The following is a 16,198-nucleotide window of genomic DNA, read 5'->3' as shown; positions in this document are numbered from 1 at the left end:
TCATTTATGCCTAGTGAGGTGCCAGATCTGCGCCAAACCATTTTAGGGAGAGTTTGCTGAGTGTACCGTCAGCGATGAGAGCGCTGAGTGCAGAATTGTAGCTTGTACGTAAACTATTATCGTCTTTTCGCATTGCAGCCGCGACGCCTGGCCCAAGTATGCCGCCGCTAAAGATCGGCCCAGTCGTTGTGAAGCCTTGCAGAGCGGGCTTCTCTAAGGCAGATTTAGCGACAGTTACTGTTGCAAATACGCCGTCGACCCGACCTGAACTGAGATCAAGATCATGCGCCTGAGTAGTTTTGTACTCACGAATGTCGGGTGACCCAGAAAAGTATTCGTCTAGAAGGGTCGTGTTGGTAGTTGAACCCTGAACACCTATGACTTTTCCATTGAGGAGTGGCTTTAACGTCGCGATGACATCGTCCAGAGCCTTGTTCTTGTTATCGAGGTTTATTAACACACCCTTTTCAGGGAGTTTTGAGAGCTCATTGTGTTCAGATGCAATGAAGGTAGAGGAGGTTGGCATATAGATATCGGAGAATGCCACAACTTCTTTGCGTTTCTCGGTGATACTCATTGCTGACATGATGACATCGATTTTGCCGCCATTCAAAGATGGGATCATTCCATCCCAATCTTGGGCGACGATTTCGCATCGATCTTCCAGCCGGCTACAAATTTCTTTTGCAAGATCAACTTCGAAGCCGTCAAGTTGCCCATTAGGCTTGGTGATGCTCCATGGCGCATATGCACCTTCCGTTGCGATCCTGATGGTTCTTTCCTGAGAAAAGGCGTCAGATGTAGATCCGATGTTTACAGTGAGAAGCGTTGTTAGTGCCGCTACAATTACTTTCATGATGTTCCTCCCGAACAATGCCTACTTCCCGCGTGGACAATTGGTAACAAGGAATTTAGATGAACAATAAAGGACTTTAAATCTCTATCTACGCCCATTAAGGTGAATAAAAATTCACCTCAATGGGATTATTTATGTCGCACATGTCGTTTCCAGGTTCAGTGCAAAGTGCTGATCTGCGTCTTGTAAGAGTATTCATGGCGGTAGTGGAAGCTGGTGGATTTAGCGCCGCTGAGGGTCGACTTGGCATCAGTCGTTCCGCGATCAGCAAACATATGGCTGACCTTGAAGCTCGCCTGGGATTAAAGCTCTGCCTTCGTGGTCGCGCTGGTTTTGAATTAACTGAGAGTGGCAAGGAAGTTTATGAAGCTGCTGAAAAGCTTTTTCAGTCAATTGATGACTTTAAGGCGAAGATAAATCGACTTCACTCTGAACTCAGAGGCAGCATACACATAGGTGTAGTTGATAACACAATATCAGACAGCGCAAATCCGCTCATATCAGCAATACGCAGAATGTCGGTTCAGTCCCCACAGGTTGAGATCAGTATCTCAATTATGTCTTCTTCAACCATGGAAACCGCATTGCTTGAAGATACGATTCACATTGGAATGAATACGCGCCGGCACGTTAAGCGAGAACAGCTCGTTTACAAAGAGATGTATACCGAAGTCAGTAAATTGTATTGCGGTAAAGGGCATTTATTATATTCCCGGCAAAAGCCGGATAACAGTGTTCTCAGTGAACAGCGCTTTGTGTCCCCAAGTCCTTTTGAGTTGGATCGCCTGAAGGAAGTGCTCGGTGAGGGCATCAATATTACTTCAGCTGTGGCGCGCAATGTCGAGGGTACGGCGATGTTTCTGCTCACGGGTCAGTACCTGGGCTTTCTGCCTGACCATATCGCTTACAGTTTTGAGGCGGCAGACAAAGTACGCTCCATCTCGGCTGACATATTCACCATTCATACACCAATGGAGATAATCTATAAGCTGCGTAAAGACACTAATCCAATTTTAGAAAGCTTTCTGAATGAGCTTTTCGAATAATTTGAATATATGGCTGACACTCAAAGCGGTCGGGCAGCTTTTTCTTGTTATAATGACAACGAGACATTCGCTCCCGTCGTTACGGCCTGCTCTTCCCCTGTTGGCCAATCAAGATTGCCTGCTGCCATCGGCTTGTCGTCCTTGACCACCGGTAGTCTGGAAATCGCGTGGCGCTGCCGTGTAAAATGTGTCCCATAGTGCATCCATCCAGGCATGGGAAAAAAGTGCACCATCAAAACCTAGGATCAAACACGTGGGCAGAACCGTTCAATGTCATGCTTTGCAAATGAATGGTTGATTAGAAATAGAAGGCCCGGTCGTTCAACCGGGCCTTTGTTTGTTTAAGCGCCGTATGGCACCCAGATATTTTTAACCTGGATTGCTCTTCTGAGGTAATCGCGGCCCTGCGCTTCGGTTGAGTTGCCCCAGTTTGGCAAACGGCCATTGCTGACCCATGTGGCCTTCAGGTTTCCTGCGGATGCCTTTTCGACCATGCCACTGCCTTCCTTGGAGCCAAAATACCAAAGGGCTGCCACTTCATCATGCTCGGCCAGGGTCTTGGTCAGCAGATCACGCTCGCCGGTGATGATGTTGATGACACCGCCCGGCACATCCGATGTATCGAGCAGCTGATAGAAATCGCCAGCGATCAGCGGATGACGGCTTGAAGGCACAACCACAGTGCGATTGCCCATTGCAATGGCAGGCAGCACAAGCGAGATGAGCGACAGAAGCGGCGCTTCATCCGGGCAGACAATGCCCATCACGCCCCACGGTTCGTTCATGGCGAGTGTCACATGGCGCGATTTGGTGGCATGCACCGCGCCATCGAACTTGTCGGCCTGCGCTGCGTAATAAAAGATGCGGCGCAGCGATGCTTCGACTTCGTCGGCTGCTTTCTTTTCGCTGATGCCGGTGTTTTCAACAAGGCCATTGATGAAGTCATTGCGACGAGCATCAAGGTTTTCGCCAAGATAATAGAGCACCTGCGCGCGGTTATGCGCGGTGGCACTGCCCCAGCTTGAGGCCTTGGCTGCGGCCTCAACCGCATTGCGAATGTCTTTGCGGTTGCTGATGCCCGCCTGACCGGTGACAGCGCCACCTTTGCCTGTAACCGAATAGCTGTAACCACTATCAGGACGCGCCTGCTTGCCGCCAATATAGTTCTTCATCGTGCGGTCGATGCCATTGATGACGATTTTGTCCGTGCCTGATGGCAAGGCGGATGGGATAAAGGCCTCGGTCGCCTTGGGAGCGGTCAGCGCCTTTTCCCAATCGGCGGTGAGATATTCATACAAGCCTTCGCGTGCGCCTTCACGACCGTAACCACTCTCGCGATAGCCGCCAAAGCCTGCACCCGCATCAAGCATATTGGTGCAGTTGATCCAGACGACACCAGCTTTCACACGGGCTGCAAGATCAAGCGCGACATTGATGTTTTCCGACCAGATCGAAGCTGCAAGGCCGTAACGCGTATTGTTGGCAAGGGCTACGGCTTCATCCGGTGTGCGGAAGCTTGTGGCCGCTGCAATCGGGCCAAAGATTTCGACCTGACAAACTGTTGCCGCCTGATCGACTTCGGTAAAGAAACCCGGCGCAATGTAATTGCCTTTGGCAGGCAGAGGATTTGGGGTCTGCCAAAGCTGACCGCCTTCCTCAACGCCTTTCTGAATGAGATCAGAAATCCGCTTGACTTGAGTAGGGGAGACAATCGCGCCAACATCGGTGGATTTATCCAGCGGATCACCAACGCGCAGTGTTTCAAGACGCTTTTTCAGCTTGGCATAGAACCGATCGGCTATGCCTTCCTGCACCAGGAGGCGTGAACCTGCACAGCAGACTTCGCCCTGATTAAACCAGATCGCATCGACCACACCTTCAACGGCGGCATCAAGATCAGCATCTTCAAACACGATGAACGGCGACTTGCCACCAAGTTCCAGCGAAAGCTTCTTGCCAGAACCGGCAATCTGTTCACGGATGATGCGGCCTACCTGTGTTGAGCCGGTGAAGGCAACCTTATCGACGCCATCATGACCGCAGACGCTCGCACCTGTTGTGCCATTGCCCTGCACGATATTGACCACACCCGCAGGCAGACCAACTTCATGGCAGATTTCTGCGAAGGCAATGGCTGTGAGGGGTGTGAGATCGGCAGGCTTTAACACCACGGTATTGCCCGCAGCGAGTGCAGGCGCGATCTTCCATGCCAACATCAAAAGCGGGAAGTTCCAAGGGATTACCTGAGCGCAGACACCCACAGGCGAGAAGCCTTTGAACTCATCGTCCACCATCTCTGCCCAACCGGCATGATGATAGAAATGGCGGACAGCCAGTGGAATATCGATGTCGCGGGTCTCGCGCAGCGGCTTGCCATTGTCCATGGTTTCGAGAACCGACAAAAAGCGTTCGCGCTTCTGGATATGCCGGGCGATGGCGTAGAGAAATTTGGCGCGTTCATGACCGGAGAGTTTGGACCATTTGCCAAAAGCGCTGCGTGCCGCTTTCACAGCCTGGTCGACATCATGTTCCGTGCCGAGTGTAATCTCTGCAAGCTTATCACCATTGGCAGGATTGCTCACAGCAATGATTTTGTTGCCTTCAGGCTTGACGAAAGTGCCATTAATATAATGACCAAAAGAACGGCCATGCTGTTCCAGCCACTGCTTCACATCGCCGTTTGCTTCAGGGGAAGGTCCATATTCCATGGTCTTCAGGATGTCCTTGATGGGTCGCATTTTAACTCTTCCTTACGCAGCGGCATGACGGTTGGCGCTCGAATAGCGTCCGGTCACAAAGTGCTCCAATTGCCGTTCAATATCGCCGAGCATCGACGAGGCACCCAGGCGGAACAAATCCGGTTGGAGCCAGCGATTGCCGAGTTCCTCTTTCATCAAAGTCAGCCAGGCGAGTGCATCCTTTGCGGATTTCAGGCCACCGGCTGGCTTGAAGCCAACGATCTGGCCCGACAACTCGCCATAATCGCGCAAGGCGCGAACCATGGTCAGACTGACAGGCAGCGTTGCATTGACATCTTCCTTGCCGGTCGAGGTCTTGATGAAGTCAGACCCCGCCTGCATCGCAACCATCGAAGCGCGATAGACGTTGGTGAGCGTGTTGAGATCGCCGGTCGCAAGAATGGCTTTCATATGCGCATCGCCACAGGCTTCACGCATGGCGGCAATCTCATCATAAAGCGCTGACCAGTTCTGTGTCAGAACATGTTCGCGGGTGATGACGATGTCGATCTCATCGGCACCCTGCTCAACCGCATAGGTGATCTCGGCCAGTCTAAGGGGCAAGGGCGTCAACCCTGCCGGAAAGCCGGTTGCAACGGATGCCACAGGAATACCAGAGCCTTCCAGCGCCTTAACCGCATGTGGCACCATGGTTGGATAAACGCAGACCGCACCCGTGGTGATGCCCGCATCAGCCAAGCCCAGTGCTTCAAGAATATCATCACGAACCGGACGCCGTGCCTTGGCGCAGAGCCTGCGCACACGGCCTTCGGTATCGTCACCGGCAAGTGTGGTGAGATCAATGCACTGGATTGCGCGCACAAGCCATGCGGCCTGATATTCTTTCTTGATCGAACGACGTGCAGCGAGCGTTGAAGCGCGCCGCTCCGATGCACTTCGGTTCACAACAACATCTTCAAACCAGTCAGGCTTGAGCGATGTGCCAGTATTGCGGGGAAAAGTTTCACTCATTTTATTGTCCGTCTGTAGGGTTCATGAAGGTTCTGGCGCGTGGATGCGGCAGAACGCTTCAAATTCATCTGCACTGGCATAGGCTTTTTGTGTTCCGGGTCGGGTGATGGAGTGGGCTGCATAAAGTGAAGCTTTTCTGAGCGACGCTTCCACATCACCGTTCTGAGCATAAAATCGAGCAAACGAGCCGATAAAGGCATCCCCTGCGCCGGTTGTATCTTTCGGTGTCACTTTGACTGGCAGAATATTGACGGTCTCGCTTGCGGTGATCATGCGTGCACCACGTCCACCAAGCGTCACGATAACGGTACGAATGCCCCGCGCGATCAGTGATCGGGCAGCAATGACAATCTGATCGTCGGTATCTGTTGGCAGACCGGAGAGAAGCGCAAGCTCGCTCTCATTGGGAACAAGAAATGTTACCTGCCGAATAAGCTCTGGATCAATATTTGCAGCAGCAGGTGCTGGATTGAGAATGGTCTCAATTCCGTGTTCGGCAGCAAAAGCGATTGTGTGATATACCGTCTCGACCGGCACTTCCATCTGCATGAGAATGAGGCCGCATCCTTTCAGATCGTTTGCAGCCTTATCCACTTCTGCAGGCAGAAGATCGGCATTAGCGCCCTTGACGATGAGGATCGAGTTTTCGCCTGAAGGTTCTACGAAAATAGGTGCCACACCGCTCGATTTGCCAGCAACCTTTACGACGTGTCGCGTATCAACGCCGAAGCTGTTGAGGTTGCGGATAGTGTTGTCAGCAAAGACATCATCGCCAACCCGCGTTACGATCAAGACGTCGGCACCCAGTCGCGCCGCTGCAACGGCTTGATTAGCACCCTTGCCACCGCAACCGATCTCGAACGTTGGTGCTTCAAGCGTTTCGCCAGGGCCGGGCATACGGTTCACATAGGTGATGAGATCCACCATGTTGGACCCCACCACTCCGATCTTTCTGGTCATAAGACGTCTCCTTGGAAAATTCAGAGTGCCCTGATTTTGGCTTCAAATTGTTTTGCGGCGGACTGATCGAGATAGCCAACGCGCACAGGGAAGATGGCACGCTCACCCGATGCCAATGCCCGCAAATTGTTTTTGGCTTTTTCAGCGAGATAACCTTCCGGCTCACAGGTCGATGGTAGAGCAAAAGCTGCAACCTGCGCATCACCGTTGACAAGAACCCACCGCACGGTTTTTGGGAAAGCCTCAACAGGATAGGAGATCGCAAAGCCATCACCATCGGTGAGTTGCATCATTTGATGCGTTTGACCAAGAGCGTCGCTCGGCAGATCGCGAATGTAGAAAACCTGCTCAGGATCGTAGCGTTCTGGCTCGTCCAGCACTTCCATCGCTGACGGATCGGCGGCCAGGTGATTGATCAAGGCCAGGTAATCGTCATTAGGCGTTATATGCCCTGGAACGGCAGTGCGAACCTCAACGTGATCGGGTGAGAAGCCAACTGGCTGAATGATACGCGCAGCTTCGTCATAGGCGAAGTTGACGTGGCACATATACATGAGCTCCATTGGTGCCGATGACAGGTTTTCAACGTCCATTGTGATGTCGAAAAGCGTATCCTGTGCATGGAGACGAATGCTCGGGCGGGCAAGATAATGCGCGCCAAAGCCCATCACGTATTCATATTCTCCAGTGAGTTCGACATAAGCACCGCGTTCGTCATTGCCGAACAAAAGCCCTGCCTTGTCCATCTTCGCACAAGCCATTTCGCCATGCAGAAGGTGATCGTCCTGCGGCGAAGGGCATCCATTGCGCAAAATGCCGCTATGAAAAGCAAAGCAGCCATAGGTTTCTACAATAGTGGTCGCAGGGCGTGGCATGGAGAAGCTGTTACCCATCGTGAGATCGACACCGTCAAATTCCGCACCCCACACCATCTGTCCCATAAAAGGCAGCACGATGAGATTGCCACGTTCGTTTTCGATCAGTAGCGCTTCGATGCTGCTTGGATAGCGAAACGCTGTAACACTCAGTCCGTCTGCACTGGCAATGACATGTGGCTGCTCAGTAAAATTCTGACGACGAAGATGAAATTCAATATCCGCCATTTGGGATCACCTGCCTTGATTGCGCGAAGCGTTAATCGCGATAACGATGATGAGGAATGCGCCCCAGATGAAGTCGATCAAATGGTTGGAGAACCGCATCATCTGAAAGCCGGAGGAAAGAAGCATCAGGGCGACGAGTGCAATTGCGATGCCAAGCACACGCCCTTTACCGCCAGCCGGATTGGTGCCACCAAGCACTGCAATCAAAACCGCCTGCAACAGATAGGATGCGCCGTAGTCAGACTTGGCCGCATTGGTGCGTCCCGATAGGATGATCCCGGCAAGCGAAGCGAGAACGCCACTCAGCATGTAGGAATAAAGGATCATGCGCTCTTTGCGGATACCCGCAAAAACTGCTGCACGCGGATTGGTGCCGATCAGCATCAGATTGATGCCGAGCGTGGTACGAGTCAGCAGAACTCCGACAACAAAACAAACAGCGATGAACAGCAGGAATGGCGTAGCTATGCCCATGATCTTGCCATTGCCAACCCAGTTCCACGCTTCGGGGAAACCGACGATTGCAGGTCCACCTGTGAGCACCAGCGCCAGTCCCATCAGGACCTGACCCGTACCGAGAGTCGCAAGAATTGGCGTAATGCGGAGTTTCGCGATCAGCAGGCCATTCACCAGCCCGGCTAAAAGTCCGATTAGCATAGCGATCAGGATTCCGATAATCGTGTAGAACAGCATGCTGGAGCCAGATGTCTGCGCCGCCTGCACCATGCTTGAATGGAAATAAACCCCGGCCACAATACCTGCCAGATTTGCAATCCCGACAACAGAAAGATCAATGCCGCCGGTCAGCATTGCAATCATCATGGCGATGGAAAGGATGCCAAGCTCCGGCATGATATAGCTGATGGATTCAAAATTATAATAACGCAGGAACTTGTCTGGATTCATCCACGTCATTAGTGCGAATACGATGATCGTGATGACAATGAGCTGGATGATATTGTTGTCTGCGCCAAGGATGCGGCGCATGTCGAAAGACTTTTTCATGTCGCTTTCTCCGTTCAGGCGATGCTTTTGCGATCGCGCCATGCTGTAATGGCGGTAGCTGCGATGATGATAAGACCGACCACGACGCGCTGCCATGTGGTATCGACCTTCATGATGATGAGAGAGTTTTTGACCATCACGAGCATGAAAACGCCCATGAGGGTGCCAAGTACGGTGCCGCGACCGCCAAAGATGGAGGCACCACCTAGAACCACGGCTGCAATGACATCGAGTTCCAGACCGACAAAATCACGCGGATTGGCAAGCCAGATCATTGATGAATGCAGAAGCCCTGCAAAGCCTGCAAGCGCACCAGCCACGCAATAAACGAAGAAAATTGTGCGGCGTGTGTTGAAGCCAACGCGCTTGGCTGCTTCCGGTGAGCCACCATAGGCATAGACGCTTCGCCCGATCATTGTATGGCTGAGGATCAGATGGATCATCAGAGCGATTGCGAGATACACAACGAACATCGCTGTCAGGCCGAACGTGGTGCCTGTGGCTGATGTCAGCGAAATCACATCCGTCTTACCAAACTCAATGAGTTCTTTCGGCATTTTGTTGATATTAACGATGCTGGTGCCGACGAGACCCAACACAAGGCCGCGTACAATGGAGCCGGTGCCAAGCGTCACGATCAGTGGGATCATCTTGAAACGGTGAATGATGAAGCCGTTGAATGCCCCAAGCAGCAGGCCGATAAGCGTTGCCGCTACAAATGGGATGAAAACCCCATCATAGCCAAAGTAAACCATAGCGCGGACGGTCAGGTACATGGCCGCGATGGCGAAGGCGGTGAACGAGACATCGATGCCGCCGGAAATCATCACCAGCAAAACACCGAGCGCCATGATGCCGATCACGACATTGGAGCGAAGGAGGCCAAAAATATTATCCAGTGACCAGAAGGCTGGATTAATAAGGCCAATAGTGATCATTGCGAGGAGAAGCACACAGGCAATGATGAATTCGGTACTGCGAAAGAATTTCATATGCCGGTTCCTCAATTCAACGTCTTGAGCCGGTCATTGACGGCATCTTCGGTCATGTTTTCACCGGAAAGTTCATCGACGAAACGTCCGCGATGCATCACCAGCACACGATTGCAGTTTTGAACCAGTTCGGGCACATCATCCGAAATCATCAGCACAGCCAGACCTTCGTCCTGTGCGAGTTTACGGATAATATTGTGAATCTGCGCTTTCGAGCCGACATCGACGCCGACCGTCGGGCCATTGAGAATCAGTATTCTGGCACCTGTCAGAAGCCAGCGCGCCAGCACAACGCGTTGCGCATTGCCGCCGGAAAGATGATTGACTGGCGTATGTGGGCCGGGGGCGATAATGTTCATGGCCGAGAACATATCGCGGGTGGTCGCATCAGCCTTTTTGCGATTGATGAACAAGCCGCGTACGAATTTTTCGATTGAGGTGACAATGATATTGCGCTCAATGGATTGCGTGAGAAAAAGCCCTTCGGTGAGACGATCTTCCGGCACATAAGCAACGCCGCAGGCGATACCTTCCTGAACAGTTTTCGGATGAACGTGTTTGCCTTCGATCTGTATCGAGCCGGTGAAATCAGGCTTCATACCAAACAAGGCCAGCGCCAACTCTGTACGGCCCGAGCCAATAAGACCGGAGATTCCAACTATCTCGCCTGCGTGAAGTGTCAGGCTGGCATTTTCAACAGAACCCGCAACGGTCAGATTTTCGACTTTAAGGCTTGGCATGTCGGTTGCGCCTTCACGCCGCGACCAGTGATAGCTGTGCGCAGTCAGTTCCTGACCGGTCATTGCATGAGTGATGGATGGTTCATCAAATTCACTAATCGGGCCTTCAGCAACTTTCTTGCCATTGCGAAAAACAGTTAGCCGTTCGCTGATTTCCAGCATTTCGCGCATCTTGTGGCTAACGAAAAGAACAGCGATACCCTGTGCCTGAAGATCGCGCACGATCTTAAACAGCGCATCAACTTCATGCCTTGTGAGGGCAGTTGTTGGCTCATCCATGATCAGAAGCCGCGCGTCGGCCATAACGGCGCGCGCGATTGCTACGATCTGCTTGCCGGATGTTGGCAGGCTGTCTACATCAGCATCCAGATCCATCTTAATACCAAGACGATCAAGCGCCTGCTGCGCAAGTTCGCGCACGCGCTTCCAGTCAACAGCTTTGCGGCCTTCCATAAGGAAGGTATTAATCGCCAGATTTTCAGCGACAGTCAGGTTTCCGAACAGGGAGAAATCCTGATAAATAACCTGAATGCCATGGTGCACGGATTTGACGGGATCAAGCTTGCCAACGGCTTTTCCATCAATCAGGATTTCACCGTCTTCGGGCGTATAAACACCGGACATGATCTTGATTACTGTGGATTTGCCGGAGCCGTTTTCGCCGGCAAGACAGTGAATTTCGCCCGGCTTGATCGCAAAGGACACATCGTCCAATGCCTTAACGCCGCCGAAACGCTTGCCGATATGGCGCAATTCGATCAGATTTTCAGTCATAGAGGCCTCATGCAAGGCTGCAGATGCAGATGGAGTGGGGAGAAAGAGGCAGGCGCCTCTCTCTCCTGTTCAGAAGCGATCAGAAATCGTACTGATCCATATTTTCCTTGGTCACACCGACCCAGCCCGCACCATAAAGCATGTTTGGCTTGGAAGCGTCGGGAGCCAGCAGGCTTTCATAGCCTGGAAGACCCATGTTCAGCCCAGCCTTAATCTGGTCGTTCTTCTTTTCAAGCGCTGCAACGGCCAGCATGTTCATGGCATAGCCAGCAACTGCCGGGTCCCAGAACTGGATATACTGAATATCGTCGTTCTTAATATATTCGCCAGCAACCGAAACGAGGCCCGTACCTGCAAAGAATACCTTGCCCTTAAGGCCACCTTCAGCAATCAGACGACCTGCACCAGCCGAGGTTGGCATTGGAGCGCCCAAAATGCCTGTGATGTCTGGGTATGCAGTCATTGCTTCCTTGAGCTTGGTGTAATCCGTGTTTGCATCGTCATAGGTTTCGAGACGCTCGGTCACCAGTTCCATCTCAGGGAAGTTGGCCTTCTGATACTCAACAGCACCATCGATCCATTCCATCTGCGATTTTGCAGTCAAACCGCCGACGGTTGCGACATACTTGCCCTTGCCACCCATCGACTTGCCGAGTTCCTTCATCAGGTTCGCGCCATAAGCCTTGTTGTCAAAAGCTTCGATGTTGAAGTCGACGTTCTGAATGTTTGATGCTTCGTGGCTGATGACGACAATGCCGCGATCACGGGCTTTTTTGAGAACAGGCTCAACTGCTTCGACCGAAAACGGAACGATAGCGATGGCATCAACACCCTGAGCGATAAGATTTTCAACAATCTGCACCTGAGCGGCGGCGTCTGCCTGGCTCGGGCCGACCATCCATACATCGTTGCCAGTATCGGACTTGAACTGCTCAACACCATCACGCATACGGTCGAACCAAGCAATGCCGTCAACTTTAACAACGGTCGCAATGGTGTATTTCTTGTCGTTTGCGGCAGCGATCAGATCCTGGTTGACCTTTGATGTATCGACCACACCTTCCGCGAAGGCATGTGGCACAGCAACAGACATGGCAATAGCCATGGACGCGATAAACTTCTTCACCGGTATTTCCTCCCTGGAAACGATAGTTCCCGCTGGAACGCAATTGCGCAAACGGGATTGGTGACCATTGATTTTACGCTGATGCTCCGCAATGCGATGCTCACATCAGAGTCTCCTCCATTGCAGCCGCCATTTTCGGTTAGCTGCAAAATCCTCTTTCCGACAATGGCTGCAAGACATCCTGGTGCTTGCGACCAAAGCTGTTGTCGTATCCTCCACATAAAAACAGACCATAATGTTATGATCGCATCATTATGTTTGGATCGTTTCATATTACTGTTTGACCTGTCAAGTGTAATCCATCACAATTGCATAAACTCGGGGGGCGGGTTAAATCAAACCGCACCACAACGGAAATGGGGAATCAGTGAGCAGGATCAGTCGAAAAGATGAGCGGATCGCTGAAATCGCAGCTCTCATAGAAGAGGTCGGGGTGTTACGTCTTCGGGATGCAGCTATAAAACTGGGCGTTTCCGAAATGACGATCCGGCGCGATATTAGTCGCGATGCGGGACCATTCAATTGTTTGGGTGGTTACATTATTCCCGTGCAAGATGGCGTAAATGGCAGCGATTATATCTTTGATTTTGAAAAAGATTGTTATGCCAGCGGTAAGATTGAGGCCTGTACTGCGGCTGCAGCTCTTATTGAGCAACACGATACTATCTTTATTGATTGCGGCACTACGACACCACATCTCGCGCATTTTATCCCACAAAACCAGCACCTGACGGTTGTCTGCTATTCGCTGAATGTCGCGGAGATTCTTTCACGCCGGAACGATGTTCGGTTGATTGTTCTCGGTGGCATCTACCATCCGGAAGCAGCGTCTTTTTCGAGTGATGAAGGCATTGAGGTGCTTAAGCGCTTGAATATAAACAAAGCATTTTTGTCCGCAGGCGGCGTTGATGAACAGCACGGCGTAACCTGTTCCCATTTTCATGAAGTGCCGGTCAAGCAGATGGCGATGCAACGCGCTTTACAGAAATATCTGGTTATTGATGAGAGTAAGCTTGGCAAAGTGCGTGCCGCACGCTTTGCTGGCGTGGCTGACTTTAACAAAATTATGCACAAATAGAGGCAGCTCTTGCTGGCAATCAATGTTGTTAGCGCAATGCATAGCTTCCACTCGAATTGGTATAAACGTCATAGAGCACCATTAGAATTGACGATAACGTTCGAGCGGTAGCCATTTGCTTTGGCGTAAACATTAGAACTTTGCAGCGCTGGCCGATTATCTTCTTTCCAAACTGCTGACTTGGCAGCAGCTAGCTCCTGCACAATCACCCTCTCGGGTGCACGCGAAACATATATATTATTGTATTATGTCGGCGCCGTTTAAAAAGAAGATCTTTATCGATTGAGTGATTGGTTGCGCGCTTAACTGTCGCCAAGTTCCAGTTGTGGCGTAAAAGATACTTTTTCGATCCAATATTTCTATGGGCATAGTTATCAGCATTCAGCCGAGATCTGTATGCAACTCGCAGGCAGGAAGGGGCACGTCTATTGCAAACTCGGAAAGGGTCGATAAGCACCGGTCTATGATCGACTGCAGCTTCGAAACGGCAAAGAATGACTTCGATCTCGAACATCCCGCAGCCCGTTCCGAGCTTGGGTGGCGTAGCCATGTCTTGATCATTATGCTCGCCTTCGCAATGATAGCAACGATCCGGCATCACACCAACGTCGAGCTACCCCCAAAAGCAGTGCGAAAAGCTCGGTACTCATCGGCTGGCCATTTGAGGAAGTGGGGCGGACTGCAAGTCGGTTCGCTAAGGGGCGATTTGCAAAAGTTATTCTATAGTCACTATGGCGAAGTGTCGATCAGGTCAGCTCAATTGTCTGATCTGCAAAAATGTCAACGTAACGATATTCACTCATGTACGACGAGCTGAAACCATGTATCAAGAAAGCGGCTGCGTTTCAACGCGTCGAGATAAACCAGAAGCTCCGGCCCAAGTTCGACAGCTTGCAGAGGCCTACCGCCAGATTGGCTGGCTTTTGCTACCAACCCCGTCTGTCGAGCTATGGTTTGTCCATCAGTCGACAAGAGAAACGTGATCGCTTGTTCGGCGATATTTGCGTGTTTGCTTTTGTTTGGGATGAGGGAAGTCCAAGGTAAAGCGACGACGTAATCTTGCAGTACGATCACTGAAAAATCCTCGACGTCATATTTCCATTTGCTGACTTCAGACAAAGGTACGTTATAGGCAAGATCGATATTGCGAGCCGATAAGGCCCCTAATAGCTCTTCACTTGTATCAAAGATACGTGCTTGTGAAGCACCGAAGGCGCGGACAATTCGCCAGAACAACGGCGACCGGATAGAGTCCTGCGCAGCTAGTGTATAGCTGACATTATCGATGCCAATATTAACAATGCCAACGCGCTTTTGAAAGCGCACGGCGTCCTGCTCAAGCAGTCGCGCAAGTTCAATGCGGGTTGTGGGTAAATTTTTATCAATGGCGTTACGTCTGACAACACTAACCGCTGGATCAAAACCGAAGCTGAATAATTCACTGCGCCAGTGTGCCTGTGGCGCAAGTCCAGCATTACGGGCAATCCGGCTTCTTTTCTGCGCACTCCCCTCATTCGCGATCAGGACTGCAAGATCTGGTGTTGAAAGGATAACAAGATCGGCAGCATTTGCCTCAGCTGCACCAGCGAGAAGTCGGGATGTCCATTCACCTGGCCGGATCTGCTGATATGTTATATCAACTCCGGATAAGTGTTCGGCTAGCCCCTTTTTGATAGGTGCTAACGTTTCAGCTGCAATATCGCCAACAATTCTGAACTGAGGTTTTGGAGGAGAGTTGTTCTGCGCTTGTGCATTATATGACGAAAATAACATGACAATCAGAACGGAAAAAAAATGAGAGAACAGATGTTTCATGGATTTTGATCCGGGGTTGCCGCCAGCAAAGCTACCAGAACACTCGTCCCGCCGCCTTGCCTATCTTTCAATTCAATATGCCCGCCGAGTGCTTCCGCAACCATTTTTGCAATCGATAAACCAAGCCCCGAACCTGGTCTGCTCTGGTCTGCGCGTACAAAGCGTTCGAAGGCTATATCTTTCATTTCAGGCGTAAGTCCCGCGCCTCGGTCGTGAATACCAAGCGTTATGATGCCATCTTTTTGATAGAGATTGATGGTAATCGGGCTGGGAGCGTGAATGAGCGCGTTTTCGATGATGTTTCGGATCATTTCGCGCAGGCTGATGGTTTCGCCATTCACATAAACCGGCTCATTGGCATTATCGAAACTGAGCGTTTGTAATAAGTCCTGATAGCTTCCCTCAGCACGCAATCGTCTGATGGCGTCTTGGGTCACCTGACGCAGATCAAGAATTTCGAGTTTTCGCGACTGGATGCTGTGTAGCGTTGTTGCTTCTGATAAAAGCTGATTTGCGAGCAAGCTTGCACTGATGGAATTCGCATGAATGCGGGAAAGTATTTCCTGTTTTCTGCGCGGGTCTGTTTCTTCGAGCGACAATTCCGTCAATGCACGTAAAGCAGTAAGCGGCGTGCGCATCTGATGCGCGGCGTCCGCCGTTACGAGCTTTAATCCGGCAAGAACATTATTCAGCCGATCCATGAAATCGTTAAGCGCTGCAACGAGTGCGCTGACTTCCTTAGGAATGGGGCCTGAAACAGGGTTAAGGTCGGATGATGATCGCCGGCGAAGATCAGATTCAACGGTACGCAATGGACGGAATGCAAACCGGATCGCCAACAAGATAAGAACCAAAGCCAGTATAGCAACTCCAAGTGCTGGCAATATTGTGTTGAGGCTTAGCTGTAACCTAAGTTGTTGTCGCGCCTCACGGGTTTCACCCACCAAAACATCAACCCAGCCACCGCCTTTCCCGTCGCTGTGATAACGGGCA

The 16,198-nt window shown here is 51.3% G+C and carries 14 protein-coding genes; 2 read left to right on the top strand and 12 right to left on the bottom strand.

Features of this window, described 5'->3' with window-relative positions; all coding sequences use genetic code 11:
* Window positions 1–10: 10 nt before the first annotated feature.
* Entirely contained in the window at window positions 11–856 is an 846-nt protein-coding gene (locus ACOZHT_RS20760; RefSeq protein WP_421566483.1) for a transporter substrate-binding domain-containing protein, read from the bottom strand.
* A gap of 134 nt (window positions 857–990) precedes the next feature.
* Between ACOZHT_RS20760 and ACOZHT_RS20755 the strand changes: the two genes are divergently transcribed.
* Entirely contained in the window at window positions 991–1,902 is a 912-nt protein-coding gene (locus ACOZHT_RS20755) for a LysR family transcriptional regulator (protein ID WP_421566482.1), read from the top strand.
* A gap of 341 nt (window positions 1,903–2,243) precedes the next feature.
* Here the strand turns inward: ACOZHT_RS20755 and ACOZHT_RS20750 are convergent, their stop codons facing one another.
* The 8 genes from ACOZHT_RS20750 to ACOZHT_RS20715 form a co-directional block, all read right to left on the bottom strand.
* Window positions 2,244–4,640, bottom strand: coding sequence for an aldehyde dehydrogenase family protein (locus tag ACOZHT_RS20750; protein WP_421566481.1), 2,397 nt, complete (start codon window positions 4,638–4,640; stop codon window positions 2,244–2,246).
* 12 nt (window positions 4,641–4,652) lie between these two features.
* Window positions 4,653–5,612 carry a deoxyribose-phosphate aldolase gene (gene deoC, locus ACOZHT_RS20745; RefSeq protein WP_421566480.1) on the bottom strand — a complete coding sequence of 320 codons (960 nt, stop codon included), beginning with the start codon at window positions 5,610–5,612 and terminating at the stop codon, window positions 4,653–4,655.
* 21 nt (window positions 5,613–5,633) lie between these two features.
* Window positions 5,634–6,572 (bottom strand): ribokinase, encoded by a 939-nt coding sequence (rbsK, locus tag ACOZHT_RS20740; RefSeq protein WP_421566479.1) that lies wholly within the window; start codon window positions 6,570–6,572, stop codon window positions 5,634–5,636.
* Window positions 6,573–6,592: 20 nt separating this feature from the next.
* Complete coding sequence (locus ACOZHT_RS20735) at window positions 6,593–7,675, bottom strand: aldose 1-epimerase family protein (RefSeq protein WP_421566478.1); 1,083 nt, start codon at window positions 7,673–7,675, stop codon at window positions 6,593–6,595.
* Window positions 7,676–7,681: 6 nt separating this feature from the next.
* Window positions 7,682–8,680, bottom strand: a complete 999-nt coding sequence (locus ACOZHT_RS20730) for an ABC transporter permease (protein WP_339510618.1) — start codon at window positions 8,678–8,680, stop codon at window positions 7,682–7,684.
* Between the two features lie 14 nt (window positions 8,681–8,694).
* Window positions 8,695–9,672: an ABC transporter permease gene (locus ACOZHT_RS20725; RefSeq protein ID WP_339510620.1), complete on the bottom strand. Its 978-nt coding sequence runs from the start codon at window positions 9,670–9,672 to the stop codon at window positions 8,695–8,697.
* Window positions 9,673–9,683: 11 nt separating this feature from the next.
* Entirely contained in the window at window positions 9,684–11,186 is a 1,503-nt protein-coding gene (locus tag ACOZHT_RS20720) for a sugar ABC transporter ATP-binding protein (RefSeq protein ID WP_421566477.1), read from the bottom strand.
* A 79-nt stretch (window positions 11,187–11,265) separates the two neighbouring features.
* On the bottom strand, window positions 11,266–12,312 hold the full coding sequence (locus ACOZHT_RS20715) for an autoinducer 2 ABC transporter substrate-binding protein (protein ID WP_339510624.1): 1,047 nt from the start codon (window positions 12,310–12,312) through the stop codon (window positions 11,266–11,268).
* 367 nt (window positions 12,313–12,679) lie between these two features.
* Here ACOZHT_RS20715 and ACOZHT_RS20710 point away from each other — a divergent pair, with 367 nt between their 5' ends.
* Complete coding sequence (locus tag ACOZHT_RS20710) at window positions 12,680–13,390, top strand: DeoR/GlpR family DNA-binding transcription regulator (RefSeq protein WP_421566476.1); 711 nt, start codon at window positions 12,680–12,682, stop codon at window positions 13,388–13,390.
* 68 nt (window positions 13,391–13,458) lie between these two features.
* Here the strand turns inward: ACOZHT_RS20710 and ACOZHT_RS20705 are convergent, their stop codons facing one another.
* The 3 genes from ACOZHT_RS20705 to ACOZHT_RS20695 form a co-directional block, all read right to left on the bottom strand.
* Entirely contained in the window at window positions 13,459–13,593 is a 135-nt protein-coding gene (locus ACOZHT_RS20705) for a hypothetical protein (RefSeq protein ID WP_421566475.1), read from the bottom strand.
* Between the two features lie 592 nt (window positions 13,594–14,185).
* Window positions 14,186–15,205 (bottom strand): substrate-binding domain-containing protein, encoded by a 1,020-nt coding sequence (locus tag ACOZHT_RS20700; protein WP_421566474.1) that lies wholly within the window; start codon window positions 15,203–15,205, stop codon window positions 14,186–14,188.
* Window positions 15,202–16,149: a sensor histidine kinase gene (locus ACOZHT_RS20695; protein ID WP_421566473.1), complete on the bottom strand. Its 948-nt coding sequence runs from the start codon at window positions 16,147–16,149 to the stop codon at window positions 15,202–15,204. The genes ACOZHT_RS20700 and ACOZHT_RS20695 overlap by 4 nt, the downstream gene beginning before the upstream one ends.
* Between the last annotated feature and the right edge of the window lie 49 nt (window positions 16,150–16,198).

The organism is Ochrobactrum sp. EDr1-4, from assembly GCF_049199085.1.
GTDB lineage: Bacteria > Pseudomonadota > Alphaproteobacteria > Rhizobiales > Rhizobiaceae > Brucella.
This window is presented reverse-complemented; position numbering and strand designations above follow the sequence as displayed.